The organism is Bacteroides gallinarum DSM 18171 = JCM 13658 (assembly GCF_000374365.1).
Lineage (GTDB): Bacteria > Bacteroidota > Bacteroidia > Bacteroidales > Bacteroidaceae > Bacteroides > Bacteroides gallinarum.
This window is the reverse complement of sequence record NZ_KB894131.1, coordinates 26,330-42,581: the sequence shown is the minus strand read 5'-3', so window position 1 is coordinate 42,581 and position 16,252 is coordinate 26,330. Positions and strand designations below refer to the sequence as shown.

General features: G+C 48.8%; 8 protein-coding genes. 2 read left to right on the top strand and 6 right to left on the bottom strand.

What is annotated here, in order from left to right:
- Positions 1 to 8: 8 nt before the first annotated feature.
- From C233_RS0111030 to C233_RS0111015, 4 genes are all read right to left on the bottom strand, one after another.
- Positions 9 to 1,904 (bottom strand): outer membrane protein assembly factor BamB family protein, encoded by a 1,896-nt coding sequence (locus C233_RS0111030; RefSeq protein WP_018667654.1) that lies wholly within the window; start codon positions 1,902 to 1,904, stop codon positions 9 to 11.
- 52 nt (positions 1,905 to 1,956) lie between these two features.
- On the bottom strand, positions 1,957 to 5,046 hold the full coding sequence (locus C233_RS0111025; RefSeq protein WP_026314834.1) for a golvesin C-terminal-like domain-containing protein: 3,090 nt from the start codon (positions 5,044 to 5,046) through the stop codon (positions 1,957 to 1,959).
- A gap of 9 nt (positions 5,047 to 5,055) precedes the next feature.
- Entirely contained in the window at positions 5,056 to 6,516 is a 1,461-nt protein-coding gene (locus C233_RS0111020) for a sodium:solute symporter (RefSeq protein ID WP_018667652.1), read from the bottom strand.
- Between the two features lie 73 nt (positions 6,517 to 6,589).
- A complete protein-coding gene (locus C233_RS0111015) occupies positions 6,590 to 7,756 on the bottom strand; it encodes an exo-beta-N-acetylmuramidase NamZ family protein (protein ID WP_026314833.1) in 1,167 nt (388 codons plus the stop codon).
- A gap of 288 nt (positions 7,757 to 8,044) precedes the next feature.
- On the opposite strand from C233_RS0111015, the gene C233_RS0111010 reads away from it, so the two are divergent.
- Positions 8,045 to 9,064: a family 10 glycosylhydrolase gene (locus C233_RS0111010; RefSeq protein WP_018667650.1), complete on the top strand. Its 1,020-nt coding sequence runs from the start codon at positions 8,045 to 8,047 to the stop codon at positions 9,062 to 9,064.
- 92 nt (positions 9,065 to 9,156) lie between these two features.
- On the opposite strand, the gene C233_RS0111005 is transcribed toward C233_RS0111010, so the two are convergent.
- Both C233_RS0111005 and C233_RS0111000 read right to left on the bottom strand, forming a co-directional pair.
- The gene (locus C233_RS0111005; RefSeq protein WP_018667649.1) at positions 9,157 to 11,025 is read right to left on the bottom strand and encodes a RagB/SusD family nutrient uptake outer membrane protein; all 1,869 of its coding nucleotides are present in this window, start codon (positions 11,023 to 11,025) and stop codon (positions 9,157 to 9,159) included.
- A 13-nt stretch (positions 11,026 to 11,038) separates the two neighbouring features.
- Entirely contained in the window at positions 11,039 to 14,527 is a 3,489-nt protein-coding gene (locus C233_RS0111000) for a SusC/RagA family TonB-linked outer membrane protein (protein WP_025068577.1), read from the bottom strand.
- 577 nt (positions 14,528 to 15,104) lie between these two features.
- Between C233_RS0111000 and C233_RS0110995 the strand changes: the two genes are divergently transcribed.
- On the top strand, positions 15,105 to 15,953 hold the full coding sequence (locus tag C233_RS0110995) for a hypothetical protein (protein ID WP_025069281.1): 849 nt from the start codon (positions 15,105 to 15,107) through the stop codon (positions 15,951 to 15,953).
- Positions 15,954 to 16,252: the final 299 nt, after the last annotated feature.

The window sequence follows — 16,252 nt, the reverse complement described above, 5'->3', positions numbered from 1 at the left end:
ATAAAGTGTTATCTTTTAATTTTTTGTTTTCCATTCTTAATCTTCAGCAGTCCTGCTTCTCCGCTGGTAGCGGTAAACAGTACCCGGTTGCTGTCGAGCGGCACTACGGTGCTTATGAGGGAGTTGCCGATTTTGTGTTTCCACAATACCTTGCCTGTTGTACCTTCCAGTGCGAAGATAAGCCCTTCTTTGGTACTCCCGAATACCACGCCGTCTTTTTCCACCTGCATGGAGGGAGCGTGCTCGTAGCCGAAACCTACGTCGGACGCCCATAACTCGTGCGGGCGGTTGCCCTCGGCGGAGTAGCAGACAATGCTGTCGTTCATCGTTTTACTGTAAATGCGTTCCCCGTCTTCGGACAGACCTATCGTTTCGCGTACCATAGACCGGAAGGTGCGCCATACGGTATTGCCCGTCTCCATGTCGATAGCGGTCATGGCACGTTGCGGGTCGGTGATGAATACCTTGCCGTGGGCGGCTACCGGCCATACGGCGGCCGGAGAGAAGTGCATGCGGGTCAGTCCGCCCGTCCATTTCCATAGTTCCTTGCCGTCGGCTTTGTCAAGCGCATACAGGGTGTTGTCCCATGCACCGAAAATGACTTTGCTGTCCGTTACCAGGGGCTTGGTTTCGATATAGCCCTTTACGCCCGTGAAGTTCCACTTTACCTCTCCCGTCCTGATGTTTATGGCGCGGAATGTATGGTCGCTGGCTCCGATATAGGCAATGCCGTTGTCTATGGTTACAGCTCCCAATACGGGTTCCGCTGCCTCTACCGTCCATAGCAGGCTGCCGTCCGCAGCGTCCAGGCCGTATATCTTGCGGTCGGCGGAGCCGAATACGACGACTCCTTCGCTTGCGGCGGGTGTCCCGACGATTCTTTTCCCGGATTGGAAGCTCCATAGCTTCTTGCCGTTTTTAAGGGCATAGGCGGTAAGGTATCCCATGTCGTCGCCTACGAATACCTTATCCTTTTCCACGGTCGGCGAGCAATAGATACCTGCACCGGTCTGTACCACCCATTGCTCCTTCACCTGCGGATATTCCTTGTTGACGGAGAAGTCCGGGTACTTCCCGGCTTTCCCGTTGCGGTCGTAATACGCTTCTGTCAGCGAGAAGGCAGCCCACTGTTTCTTCGGCTCGCCGATGCGTTGGGTGTAGACGCGAATGGAGTCTCCGGTAACTTCGTAGATACCGTATCCCGGCTTGCCGTCCCCGTCGCGCAGGTTGCTGCGCATCAGGATTCCCGGAATGCCGTCGTAACGCAGGTTGCGGTTGCGGTGGTAATGCCCGCCGATAAACAGGCGTATGTTGTACGGGCGCACGGCATCCGTCACTTCATACCAGTTGTCTACGTCTCCCTCTGTCAGCGGGTAGTGGGTAACGAGTATCACGGGCTTGTCCGGCAGGGCACTGCCGGCGTTGTACCGCTCCATTCTTTCCGTCAGCCAACGGATGTCCTGAGGAACGACATGCCCGTATGCCATACGCATCAGCGGGCCGGAGTTGAAACCCAGGAACAGGAAACCTTTGTGCTCGAACTCGAAGCGTTCGCCGCCGAATATCTCTCCGAAAGCGGTACAGCCGGAATCGCTCCATTTGGTTTCGTGGTTGCCCAGTATCACATAATATTTCGCTTTCAGCAAGTCGAGGCACGATTTCACTTTCTCCATGGTTGCGCGGTCGCCCTCTTCGGTAAGGTCGCCCGTCACCAGTACGAAGTCGATGCTGTCCGTTGCATTGATTTGCGCGATAGAGCGCAGCAGGTCTTCGGTAGGGGCGGGATTGCCCGGGTTCAAATGGATGTCCGTCAGTTGTGCGAAACGGAACGTCCCCTGCTGTGCCTGTGCCACGAAGGGCAACAGGCAAACAAACAGGACACTGATAAATAATCTTCGGCTCATAGATGATGATTGGTTTTATAACTTTCTATTTATTCCTTGGCGTTTCTTTATTTTATTCGTTGGCATTGCTGTCGAAGAATGTCAGTATGGCGTTCATCAGGCATTCCCTTTCTTCCGCCGTGCGCAGCGATTCGAAAGGAAATCCCAGTACGCACGTCTTGTATCCGCCCCGGTAAGCCACTCCGGCGCTCAGGTTGTTCTCCGGATAGCGTATAACGGTGTATGCCTCTTTCGTAGCAGGCTCGATAGCGTCGGGAGATTCCACGACGTAAGAAGCCTCGTTCAGCTCGTTGTAATAGGTATAATCTCCTGCAAGGGCGGGGAACGGAGAGGCCACGCACTTCACTCTGCCCGTCGTTGCCGCCTGTCCTACGCGCCACTTGTATTTCAGCACTTCCATAGCGAACTTCTTGTCCTCTTCCAGGGCGGGAGCAAGGCGGTTGTCCCAAAGGTCGCTCCCTACATAGGCTCCCGAAACGAAAATATTGCCGCCCCGGTTGCAGTAAGCCGTAATGCTTTCCTGCATCGGCTTGCTGAATGTCTTGAACTCCAAGGGTTTCACCCCGCCTCTGCCTATCTTAGTCTGGCACTCTTTGCCGAGGATGAGGTCTACGTATTTATAATCGTCCAGCACGGTTTGCCCGTCCTCTACGGCTTCGTCGCTGCTCGATACGAAGGAATATCCCGCCTTCAATATAGCCGCCCCGTGCAGTGCCGGATAATCGAATGTGTTGCCGGCGATAACCTGCGTTTCGTAGTTGCCGTAGCTGTCGCCGAAACCGGATGCGTCATCGTCCATCCAGGGGATAGAGCGGCGGTACTCTTTCATCTTTCCTATATAGCTGATATCCCTGATATAAGGTACTCCGTGGTCTAAATCGTCCAAGAAGCCCGCGAGCAGCGTATCGGCCGGTGCGGCAGCCACGAAATCTGCGGGAGCGCTGATGCGGTCGAACCCGTTTATCACCGCTACCGTACCTTTGCTGTTGAAGGCTGTGCCGGCTGAAAGTATTTCGGAGGGGAAGCTCTCGCCGCCTTTGTTGAGGGCGGTTACTTTGTAGCTGCATACGACGCCGGCGGGCAGGGCGGTACGGTAACTGTTCCCGTCTACCACTACGCCATTATCGAAATCACCGTCGCCGATGCGTGTGTAAACGATGTATTTCTCGGCAACGGCGGTCGGCTCCAGCGGGTCGGCTACCGGTTGCCAGGTCAGCTCTATCTCATTCTCGCCGGTCATGCGCAATGCCATGTGGTCTACCGGCAGAGGTTGCACGATATAATCCATGCGGTATTGCGAGCAGAGGAACTGCAACATTCCTTTATAGATAGCACGGCTCACCGTAAAGCGGAAGCGCGGGTCGAGCCCGTAGCGCATGTCTGCGAAGTTCTGGTGGGAGAGCAGTTCGAGCAGCATGGTCGGAACCCGTGGTACACGGGCTTCGTAATAAGATTGGTTCCACTTGCCGCGACGAGTCCAGCGCGGCTCGTAAAGCGTGCGGACATCCCGTACGATGTTGGATTGGACTAAGTCCGTCAGGTCATGGGACAGGTAGCGCGACGCACCGTTGGCGAATACCCCGCCGTAAGCGTCGGTTTGGTAAATGCCGAGTGTCCCGATGATAGAGTCGTTGAGCGTAGTCCCGGCATCCGAGTGAAAGGCAAATGCCATGTCTACCGGGATGTTCAGGCCTTTGGCTGCGGGATTGGCGGCAGAACCGCCGGCAAGGTAATTCACCCATATGCCCCGGCTCTTATAATCGTCGGTATAATCGTTCTTACCCCGGCTCTCGGAATACACGCTATCCGGAATGCCTGCCCATTGCATCCAGTAACGGGCGGCCTCGCAGAAACGGGGATACCCGCTCTTTTGATAGCCGGCGGTAAAGGCAGGGCGGTGCGTTGCCGGGCTGTTTCCCGCTCCGCCCGGTGCGTTGACGGCTTTGTCGGAACTTCTCAGATTATCCGTAGCCCCTTCCTGCGATATCCGGCGGGCGATGTTTCCCATGCCGCCGCCTATTTTCACGGCATCGGCCGTTACAACTTGCCCCGCCTTGGCGGAAAGGTTACTCAAAGTTACCTTATACATATTATCCTTTCCGGCATCGAAACCGAAAGTCCCCAGATAAATCCAAGTACCGCCGCCCATTTGCTGGTTAACCTTGAACCGGGAAACCCCGCCTTTGTGGTAAACGGTGTAGAGGGCGTCGTCGCTACTGTTCGGCAGGGTACGGTAAGATACATAGACGGCATAATGCCCGCTCCGGGGAATCTCGGGAATCCATTGGGCAACGCTCTCCTTACCTTTCTTAATGGTTTCCACGGTACGGAACGTACCCTCTGTAAACGGGTTTTCGAAGTCGGTGTATTGGGCACGGCGATGTGCGAAGCCCTTTCCGTCACCTTGCATCCACGCCTTTTCCGCCGCAATCTCCGTATAAACGGAGCGCGTATCGAGGCAGCCGTCATTGTCGATGATGACTTCGGCGGTCTGGCAATCGCGTTCGCGCGGAATCAGTACGTTGGCTCCGGCATTCTCCAGCATCGGGATAAGGTAGGGAAGCACGAAACTCTGCGTGTACAAGTCCTCTACGGTCTGGAGGCAACGGGCGCGCTGCCATTCCCAGCGGTCGAGCTTCGGTTCGTAATAGAATCCGTGGCTTTGCCATAAGGCGATATGGCGGTTTTGCAAGCCGTTCGTTGGGGTATAAGGCCTGGAAACCCTGGTTACCAAAGGCTTCTCTACCTTTTGGCTGAATGTCGGGACTTTCTTGTCCTTCTTCGAGCGCAATACCTGGGGAATCAGTTCTTCGATGCTGCGCTTGTTGGTGCGTAGCTGCAATTCGTATTTCGACATTCCGTCGGGCAGCAGGGCGCTGATGCCCCGGTAAATGTCCGCCACGTTGTCCTCGCGGAAGGGAATGTAGGAGCAGTTCATATTCGCAAACAGTTGCAGGGTGTTGCCCTCTATGGCAACCGAGTCGATAGTGATGCGTCCCACGGATATCTCTTTCCGTGCGGTGGCGTCCAGAAACTTTCCTATCTCTTGAAGCGTTTCCGGCGGAAGCTCCTGCGCGCCGCCCGTCTGGGGGATTAGGGCGGCGGCGAGCATACTGAATAAAAAGTGAAGTCTTACACTCATGATGATGTATTAAGTTAATTGTTCTTTTTTGTCTTTCCTAATCAATATACATAACCCGATGAAGGTAAACAGCGCATTGAATATGAGCAGCTCGTAGCTGAACTGGTAACCGTTGAACCATGCTTCCGAGTTTTTTTGCAGGACGAAACAAAGGAGCGGGGAGGCGACGGCTATCAGCGGGATGTATTTGTCGCGCACCTGCTGCTTCATGAAGATGCCGAAGGCGAACAAGCCCAGGATAGGGCCGTAGGTGTAACTTGCCAGGATATATACGGCGTCGATAACGCTGGTATTGTTCAGTAGGTTGAATACGAAAATGGTAATGCCCATTATTACCGCCATTCCGACATGCACCCGCTTCCTTACTTTTACTATTTCCTCCTCCGTTTTCCCTTTTGTGCCCAGGATATCCACGGTGAAAGAGGTGGTGAGGGCTGTCAGTGCGGAACCCGCTGCCGAGTAAGCGGAAGAAATCAGGCCGATGATGAACAATACACCCACAATGGCGGGGAAATAATTGCCGGTGGCGATTACGGGGAAAAGTTCGTCGCTCTTGCTCACCTGTATGCCCTGGCTGCCGGCAAATATGTACAGCAGTACACCCAGCATCAGGAACAGCAGGATAACGAAGAACTGCGAAACGACGCTGGTAATCATATTTTTTTGCGAATCCTTGAAGTTCTTGCAACTGAGGTTGCGCTGCATCATATCCTGGTCTAATCCCGTCATGGCTATCATGGTGAATGCTCCGGCAAAGAACTGCTTGAAGAAATACTGCTTGCTGTTTACATCGTCGAAAAAGAAGATACGGGACATATCGCTATCGGCAATCGTACCCACCATGCCGGCGAAAGACAGGTTCAGGTCGGAAGCTATGTAGCAGATACACAACACCACCGACACCACGAGGCAGAACGTTTTCAGGGAGTCCGTCCAGATAAGCGACTTTACCCCGCCGCGGAAAGTGTACAGCCATACCAATGCCACGGTGATAGCCACGTTCAGGATAAACGGCAGCCCGAAAGGTTCGAACACCAGTAGCTGCAATGTCAGGCAGACGAGGAACAGGCGTACCGCCGCCCCTAACATCTTGGATATGAAGAAGAACCAGGCGCCCGTGCGGTACGAGGACATCCCGAAGCGGTTCTCCAGGTATTCGTAGATAGAAATCAGGTTCATCCGGTAGAATAAGGGCGTGAGCACGAATGCGATAATCAACTGCCCGGCAACGAATCCCAATACCATTTGCAGGTAACCGAAACTGCTGGCGGCAACCATGCCGGGTACGGATACATATGTCACTCCCGATATGCTGGAGCCTATCATGGCGAAAGCCACCACATACCAGGACGATTTGCGGTTGCCTACAAAGAAACCTGCATTGTCTGCTTTCCTGCCGGCAATGTATGATACCGTGAAAAGTATCGCAAAGTAGGCGGCAATGGTAATAATAACGGATAGTGGGCTCATCGTGCGGATTGGGTATTAGTTATCGGTATTCGTATCGTAATTGCAGCCGGCCGGTAGCCGGCTTGGGTAGGGGCTATTCTTCGTATAGCAGGTAAGGTCTGCGCTGTTCCTTGAACTTCTCCACATCGCCTTTCCAGCGACTTTTGATTTCTTCGGCGCTCTTTCCCTCCTTTATCATTTTGCGTACATAGTCGGTTCCTACCAGCAGCTCGAAGAACGGACGGAAAAAACGGTCGCCCATATCCAGGTTTTTGTAAGCATCGATTACATAGCTCAGGTCTACGCCGCGCTTCCATATTTCCTCATCGCTCATGTCGCTCAGGTTCACCCCGTGGCACAGCTTGTCCAGTTGCGGCGGGTTCTTGGCTCCGGGGATGCTTCTGGGGGTAAAGCTGTAGCTGTATCCCTTCATGTCGGGATGCCCGTACACCTGGAAAGGGAGTGAAGTCCCTCTGCCCAAGCTCACGGGAGTACCCTCGAAGTAGCAGGTAGACGGATATAGATAAACAGCCTTCATGTTCGGCAGATTGGGCGACGGCGGTATGGGTAGCGTGTATTTCGTTTGGTGCGTATAGTTCTTGCAGGGAATGACGGTCAGGTCGCATACACGCGAGGCGGGCAACCACCGTTCGCCGTTTACCATTAATGCCAGTTCGCCCAGCGTCATGCCGTGTACGATAGGGATAGGCAGCCAGCCCACTCCGGATTTGTACTTCATGTCCAGTATAGGCCCGTCCACATAATGCCCGTTCGGGTTGGGGCGGTCCAGCAACAGCACCTTGCGGTTATACTCCGCACAGGCATCCATTAGCCGGCACATCGTTATGTAATAGGTATAGAACCGCAAGCCTACATCCTGTATGTCGATAACCAGTATATCGAACTTCTTCATGGATGCCTCGCTCGGTCTTTTGTCTTTTCCGTCGTAAAGGGAAAGGATAGGTACTCCGGTCTTCTTATCGACGGAGCTGGATACGTGCTCTCCTGCATCCGCATCTCCGCGGAAACCGTGCTCGGGCGAGAATATGGCCGTTACATCGAATTCGTTCTCCAGCAGGAGGTCCAGCAAATGCTTGTCTCCCACCATTCCGGTGTGATTGGAGAAGATTGCTATCCGCTTGCCTTTCAGGATTGGAAAATACTCCGAAGTCTGTTCATCGCCTAAGATTATACGCTCTTTTTGTGCCTGGCACAGCAATGAACTACATAACAGAACGGTCAATAGCAGCAGTTTCTTCATAATAGTATTATTAAGGAGAGTTTGTATGCAACAAAGATACTTTTTATTTTAATATCAAAAACACTTATTTGCGAATATTTAGTATTATAATTATTAATTTGCAATTATTTTGACGTTCCTTGAGCTGATATTCAGGAAAATACTATCTTTGCTACCAGACGAATTTAATTTAGTTGTATAACTCTTAAAATCATCATCATGAAAACCATTTATTTATTTGCAACATTGATTTGCCTATTTTGTTACAGTGTATTACCGGCTTCTGCAAGGAACAGAAAGAAAATACCCGTGAAGGAACAGAAGGTTGCTTTGGGTGTTTGGGACGATGTGGACAAGACAGCCTCGGTCGACTCTATTGTCCGCTGGATGAAGCCTTTTAACGAGGCGGGAATCAGAAATTACTATATGTGCGGGTCTCCCGAAGAAATTGCGCGCTATATCGAAGCCGCCGAGGCTTATCCTGGGGTGAAGATACATGCCTGGATGTTTACCGTGAATGCTCCCCGGGATTCTGTAGCTTTGGCACATCCGGAGTGGTTCGATGTCAATAGGATAGGGTATAACAGTTATGAGTACGACCCTTATGTGAAACATTATAAATGGTTGAGTCCTTCGGTTCCGGAAGCCCGCCGTTACATGAAAGATAAGGCAGCTTCGTATGCGGCTTTAGAGGGATTGGCATCTGTACATCTCGATTTTATCCGCTATAATGATGCTGTGTTGGGAAGACGGCTTCAACAATACAAATTCAGGATTCAGCAGGATACTTATCGTGCTGAGTATGATTTCGGTTATCATCCGGCAGCGATTGAGAAGTTTAAAAAACTGTTCGGTTATTCGCCGTTGGATTTACAGGCACCTTGGATGAGTCCGGAATGGTTGCAATTCCGTTTGAACGAGGTTTCCTCTTTGGTGAATGAGATTGCCGATGAGACCCATGCCAGCGGTAAGCAACTTTCGGCTGCTGTATTTCCATATCCTACCCGCGCACGTATGACGGTTTATCAGGACTGGCCTACATGGAAACTGGATATCGTATGTCCGATGAACTATCAGTCTTTCTATTCGGAAAATCTCGGCTGGATATCGTTCAGCGTAGAGAATGGCTTGCGTGAGACTTTTCATAAGAACAAGTATGTTTCCGGTTTGTTTGTGTCCGATATCACTGCAGATGATTTGTATCGTGCGGCTAAACTATCCATTGAATCGGGGGCTGACGGGGTAAATTTTTTCAATGCGCGTTCCTTGTTGAAAGACGGGAAGCTGGAGGCGGTAAGAAGAATCGACCGGGAATATAATTTGCAATAATTCGCAGGAATTGCATTGTAGATAAAAAAGATGTATTGGGAACAAAATCAATACTGTGTTCCCAATACATCTTTTATTGATACATCTTTTCGTTACCAGAGGGTAGTTTGCGTCAATTTGTACCCTTTGGCATTGTACTCGTTAATTTGAGCTTCGCCCACAGGTGCCAAATACGAGCGCTCGCTAAAATCGTCTCTCGGCTCGGCCGCTTCCGGAACATAGAAACCTTTCATCTGGCTGGCATTAGTCCCGTCGAAAGTAATGTGCCTGTATCCGTTACCGTCGGGAACTGCTACCGTCGTAATTCCGATATTATCGTCTTCGAGATAATTGGGCAGTTCCGCCTGCAAGTCTACCCATAGGCCAAGCATGGTATCCGGATATGTCTTATTATTCATGTAATGTAACTTTTTCCAACGTTTCAAATCCAACAAACGGGAATGTTCGTAAACGAATTCCATACGGCGTTCGCGGCGAATCTCCCAAATCAACGGATCCACTTCATAGTCACCGGCCACCAAATTGCCTTTGTCTCTTTCCGGGTCGAAATTATCCGTGATGTCAGCCAACTGCATGGGAGCTGTCTGTTGGATACCTTTTGCTTGCGCTGTTTCATCGAGCGGACGGTTACGGATTTCATTGATTGTATTGTTGATGTCGTCCTGGGTTACAGGGTCACCGCCCATTAGTGCCAGCTCGGCTTTGGCTTCCAGCCAGTTTAACATCACCTCTGCCAAGCGCATTACCGGATAATCATTGGTATTGGTCATACTACCATATTGGGCAGGGTAAGTACCTCCGAAATAAGTAGGACCTACACGGTCTATGAACTTCCAGCTATAAAGCAGCGTGCCCGCCTGGATACGGGGTTCGTCCCAGAATGTCGCTTCAAAACGAGGGTCACGCGTTTTAGCCATATTCTCGGCATCAAGAACTGTTGCATTTGCGAGAGTCGAATTTTGATAGACCTTGCCGTCGCTACAGATAAACGATTTGGCTAATGCCAACGTTGCACCGCCCTGGCTTTCCGTACCGTTGGAATAAGAAGCTACACAATGGGTTACGCTGAGGCCCGAATCGTAGTGTCTGTACATCAGCACTTCCTTGTTTCCGCTCAAGTCCATTGACCCGAACAAGCTCTTGAAATCACTGGAGATTTGCCATTGATTACTGCCTAAAACCAAATCCCCCGCATTTTTTGCTTGCGTCAGGTATTTTTTTGCCAGTTCCGTATCATTCTGATGATATTTCTGCCACGTTCCCTCAAACAACATCAGTCGGCTGATAAAGCCGGCAGCTATGTATCTGTTCAGGTATTGGGTACCGTCATCCTTACGGATATTTTGCAGTGCATAGTCAAAATCGTCATACACATATCCCATAACCTCGTTGCGCGGAGTGCGGTCTTTGTACATCTCGTCCGTTTCCGCATCGGTAATAACCTTACTGTAATAAGGTACATCGCCGAAAGTTTCTACCAGGCGGCAATATTCAAAGCCGCGGAAGAAACGGGCTACCCCCATCCAATGATTATAGGTTTCTTCGTCCAAAACAGATTTATATTTTTCCAACTTATCAATCATTACATTCCATTTGCGTACCCAGGCAAAGTTCCAGTTACCGGCCGCATATTGGGAAATCCATGAATTGGCAAGGTCGCTGGTATTATAGCTTCCGCGCGTGGTGGGAATCGTATTTTCGAAGGAAGTCTGTTTTCCCGATGATGCGTTGTCATCGGAAAAATTGTATCCTCTCAAGGGAGCGTAAGCGCTGCCCCAACTGCTGTTATAACCCACGAAATAAACGGGGTATGCCTCATTGACATAAAGTCGGTACTCATTGTCGGTCTTTCCATACGTTTCATCCAGCGGTTTTGTCAATACCGGACGTTCCAGGACAGAGTCGCATCCGCTTGCTATAAGGGCTGCGGCAGAAAGTAAAGCAAATATATATTTTTTCATATAACTCAGTTTATTAGAAGTTCAATTGTACGCCTACTGATACACTCTTGAAAGTCGGAGTTCCCACACCGGTGCGGCCGCTGTTGTAGTTCTCCGTATTGAACATAGAATATCCCGATATGGCCTCCGGGTCGATAGGCAGTCCGTTCAGGTTGTCAAATGTAAAAAAGTTCTCCAGGGCCACATAGATACGTGCCTTTTGCATACGTACTTTTTTGATTATATCTTCCGGAAGCGAATATCCCAATGTAATGTTTTTGATACGGAAATAAGACATATCCAACAGGTAACGGGACTGCTTGTAATAGTTGTAAGCATCGTTCGAACCGTTCTGGTTCCACGGGCGGGCATAGAATGCTCCCGTATTGTCTTCAGTCCAATAATCGCTCGCCACGGCATCGGGAATAGCACCGTCGGCAGTGTTGTAACCGGGGATAGCCAGGAAACCGTCACCCCATATCTGGCGTTTACCTACACCTTGCATGAAGATAGAAAAGTCGAAACCTTTGTAATCTGCTCCCAGGCGGATACCATACTCAAATCTCGGCGTTTCATTACCGATAACCTCCTTATCACCCGGGTCTTCCACTGTACCGGCTCCGTTGCCCAATTTACCGTCGCCGTTCAAATCGGCGTACTTCACATCGCCCGGACCGAATTTGAAATCACCGGATTGCAGGAAGTCCTGATATACTCCGTTCGGGTCTTTCAGCTTATTCATTTCTTTGGCACCGGCAGTTCCTGCTGCCACCTCTTTTCCGTCCAAAGCCCATACGGTTACCAGCTCACCGTTACTGTCGTATACGAAATCGTCTTTCTGATACAAACGTTCGGTTCTGTATCCCCAGATTTCACCGTATTTCTTGCCTACATAATAATCGCTTATCAGACGGGTATCGCTGTATTCCGTGATTTCTGTCTGGGCATCAGACAATGTAAACATGGCATTGATACCCAGCCCATTGTTGAAACGGTGATTATAATCCAATGAAATTTCCCAACCGCGTGTCCTCAAAGAACCGTAATTGCCTTTAGGAGCGGCTGCACCGAAAGTATAAGCTACGCCTGCACCTGGAACAATCATGTTACGCGTATCGCGTTGGTACCAGTCAAAAGTAACACCGAAATCACCGTGGAAAAAGCGTGCATCGAATCCTAAATCCAGTGTAGCGATATCCTGCCAAGTAATAGAGGCGGATACAGCTGTCGGAGTGCTGCGATAGAATAATTTTTGTCCGTCAGCACCCAGCCAACTTACCTGTCCGGTACCGAGAGAAGATACGTACAAACCATTATCTACAGTTTGGTCGCCGATAATACCCCATGAACCGCGAATCTTGAATGAACTCAATGTAGGTTTTGCCCATTCCATGAAAGCTTCTTCGCTTAAACGCCAACCGGCAGAGAATGAGGGGAACCAACGCCATTTCATACCCGAGGGGAACTTGGACGTACCGTCGTAACGTAAATTAGCTTCCAACAGGTATCTCTCTTTGTAGTTGTAGTTGATACGGCCGAAATAACCCATTTGGCCTTCCCACTTTTGGTTGCCGCTCGCTGTTTGGGTACCTACGGCAAGGTCGAATTGCGGATTGGTTATGTCGGTCAGGTCTGTAATCTGCGACCAGTTGTCCTCGTAGTCATAAGTTACCAAGTTCATACCGAGTAAGAACTTGAAGTTGTTATCGTCGTTCAGTTGCCAGTTATAATCTGTTGTTGCGTTGAAAGTGTGGCGGCGGGCTCCCGAAGACTTTCTGTAAATATGGTCGGGATTGGAACCGTGAGCCGTGTACTCCTGGTACGGCAATTCATATGCAGGCATTGCACCCTCTGCTGTTGCAGCCACTTGCTGTCCCTGGTCGTTTACATAAATCTGATTACCGTCGGCATCTGTTTTCAATGTACCGGCCATCCATGCATTCGCTGCACTGTACCGGGTTCCAGGCCTCTTGATAACACCCGTTTCACTGGCGTATGTGTAGTCGAAATCGAATTTCCAGTCCTTTGTGACATTGACCGTCGTACCCAGGCTGATGTTGAGGTAATTGTCTACTTGCGAGGCTGTGTTGGCTTGTTTGGTTTCGGACCACGGGCTACGCAAGTCGTTTCCGTCTTCATTTACACCTAACGGCATGTTCGGACCCCAACGGTACAGGTACAACCACGGGTCGGCTGTGGTGGACGAGGTCGCATACGGATATCTCTTATCGCGTGACGAGAAAATAGAACCTGCGCGTACAGTCAGGTATTTATTGACTTCGGTACTTAAACGTACGGATGCGTTGTAACGGGTGAAATCGTCTTTCTTGGCAGGCTTCATCATACCACTCTGGTGCAGATAACCCAAACCTATATTATAAGTTGTTTTTCCGCTCTTTCCATTGATTGAAACATTGTGGGAGTGGGTCGGTGCCCATTCGCGTACCATATAATCATATGGGTCGAAAGTTCTCAGGCCGATATTCCGTCCGTTGGCATCCACATACCAGTCACGACCATATACATAAGGGTCGTCCGGCCCTAATTTGCCACCGTATTTATTCTGCCATTCACGGGCACGTTCCAGTCCGGTTTCTGTCATGTAGAACGATATACCGCCAGTAACTGTTTTACCGGAGCGTTTCATTGCTTCCACGCTATATTCCAATGCATTGAGCTGTCCCATTTTCATCTCTTTAGCCATATTTTGGAAAGAGAGATTACCTTGGTAGGATACATTGACTTTGTCGGTCTTGGCACCTTTCTTCGTTGTAATCAATACTACGCCGAATGCAGCTTTCGCACCGTAGATAGAAGCGGATGCAGCATCTTTCAAGACGGAGATACTCTCGATATCGTCCGGATTAATCATTTGGATAGAAGGAATTTCCACATTGTCCAGCAAAATCAAAGGGGTTGCCTCACCCTCGATAGAACCGATTTGCCCGCGTATTTTGATAATCGGGTCGGAACCGACTTCACCGCTCGGTACTTGAATGGATAGTCCCGGGGTGGTACCTTGTAAGCCACGGCCGATATCGGCAATCGGACGTCCTTCCAGAGTTTGGTTTACATTGACGGACGAAACCGCTCCCGTCAAGTTTTCTTTCTTTTGCGAACCGTATCCCACAACTACTACTTCATCCAATAGTTCGGTGTCGTCTTTTAATACTACCCGCAGGTTAGGCTTTGCTTTTATTTCCTGAGTGGTATATCCTACAAAAGAAATTTGCAGGATAGCTCCTGCCTTGACATTCATCCTGATTTTTCCGTTGACGTCTGTAATACCTCCGTTGGTGGTGCCTTTCTCTATGACGTTGGCACCGATAATGGGGTCGCCTTGGGTATCTACTACTAAAACATTCACAGCGACAGATTGCATCTGTTCAGTTACACCATGGCTTTCATGGGAAGCAGACCGGGCAGCAAAGGCATTACTGCTGCCAAGAAACAGCGTACAAATAGCCACTGTCATGAGGAGTTTACTTGATACTAATCCTCTTTTTTTGCGATCTTCATTCATAAGTGGTTGATGATTAGTGTTAATAAAAATAGTTTTTCAATTAGGTCAAAAATGAGCGGATGAGAGGGTAGAATAAACTATATCCTCTTGGGTGTTTTCATTACTCCATAGGCGTTTTTCAGTTTAAGGGTTTATAATTTTATACATCGTATCTCTTTTCTTTTCCTGTTTTCCAAGTTCATGGGGAACTTATACGAAATTCCCCGGCCGCATCCGGACAATAGGAAAAATCAAGCGTTCAGACAGCAAAACTTATCTTCCGTACCCGTATCCATTAGTTTTCGTAGCAGCGGATAATAATTCGTTAGACAGTTGTTATCCTTGCGTTAGATATATATCATCCTTGCGTTAAACAACTGTCTAACGCAAGGATGACAGCCGTATAACGAATTAAAAACAGATAAACGGACACTTATTTATAATGAACGCGCAGACTATTATTGCCTGGCGAGAGTTTTATTTCGTACGACCGGCGTACAAGGGCAGGTGCAGACCGTAAAACAAACTTTTTGAAGAATTATCGCAGGAATATTAAAAAAAACTATATATTTGTATTCAACTCTAAAACTGACTACCTATGAAACTGATTGCGGAGAGTGGTTCCACGAGAACTGAATGGGCCTTGGTTGAAGATAATCACTTGATACAGCGAGCTTTTACCGAAGGATTAAATCCTTTCTTCCAAACAAGAAGAGAGATTAGCCGGAGTGTCCGTTTGGGTTTACCCGAGATTTTTTTCAAAAGGAAATTAGAACAGGTATATTATTATGGAGCAGGATGTACTTCCTACGAAAAGAAGAATATATTGGGGGCATCACTGGTAGCACAATTCAAAACGCCCATCCAAGTGGAAAGCGACCTCCTGGCAGCCGCCCGCGGTTTGTTCAAATGCGAGGCCGGCATTGCCTGTATTTTAGGAACCGGCTCTAATTCATGCTTTTATGACGGAAAAATTGTAGTCAAGAACGTCAAAGCAGGAGGGTATATCTTGGGCGATGAAGGTAGCGGAGCCGTATTGGGCAAAATGTTCTTGTCCGATGTACTGAAAGGATTGGCTCCCAAATACGTGATGACGGATTTCTTCGAAAAATTCCGTATCAGCCCCAATGAAGTCATGGAGTCGGTATATAACCGTCCGTTCCCCAACCGTTTCCTTTCCACTATTTCTTACTTCTTGGCTGATTATACAAATGATGATTATGTATTTAATTTGATAACCAGCAATTTAAGAGATTTCTTCACTCGAAATGTATGCCAATACGACTATAAAAACTACCCTATCCGATTCGTCGGTTCATTGGCTAACAGCTATGCAACCATATTGAGAGAAGTTGCCGGTGAATTTGGAATCGGATTGGACTTAATTGAAGAAACTCCAATGAAAGGACTGATAGAATTTCATTCTTTAAATATTGAAGAACCTTAAACTCTTATATATATAAGGTATATAGGAGTAGCTTTTGCAAAATTAAAAGTATAAGGTTAAAAAAGTGCAAAGAAAAGTTCTTGATATTAAATAATAATATATCTTTGTTACGTATGAAGTATATAAAATACTTTATAGCCTTTGTTAATAACAAGATTTATCTCTTAAAACGACCGGTGAAGTTAAGAAATTAACTGGATTTAATTCAAAATCAATCTATACCGAGTTCCCCATGAACTTGGACTTTTTATGTAGAAAAGAGATATAATATATTAGTTATGAACCCTTAAACAAAAGAG

Coding starts and splice junctions, on each gene's coding strand:
- C233_RS0111030 (WP_018667654.1), bottom strand. CDS start 1,904: ATGAGCCGAAGATTATTTATCAGTGTCCTGTTTGTTTGCCTGTTGCCC.
- C233_RS0111025 (WP_026314834.1), bottom strand. CDS start 5,046: ATGAGTGTAAGACTTCACTTTTTATTCAGTATGCTCGCCGCCGCCCTA.
- C233_RS0111020 (WP_018667652.1), bottom strand. CDS start 6,516: ATGAGCCCACTATCCGTTATTATTACCATTGCCGCCTACTTTGCGATA.
- C233_RS0111015 (WP_026314833.1), bottom strand. CDS start 7,756: ATGAAGAAACTGCTGCTATTGACCGTTCTGTTATGTAGTTCATTGCTG.
- C233_RS0111005 (WP_018667649.1), bottom strand. CDS start 11,025: ATGAAAAAATATATATTTGCTTTACTTTCTGCCGCAGCCCTTATAGCA.
- C233_RS0111000 (WP_025068577.1), bottom strand. CDS start 14,527: ATGAATGAAGATCGCAAAAAAAGAGGATTAGTATCAAGTAAACTCCTC.
- C233_RS0110995 (WP_025069281.1), top strand. CDS start 15,105: ATGAAACTGATTGCGGAGAGTGGTTCCACGAGAACTGAATGGGCCTTG.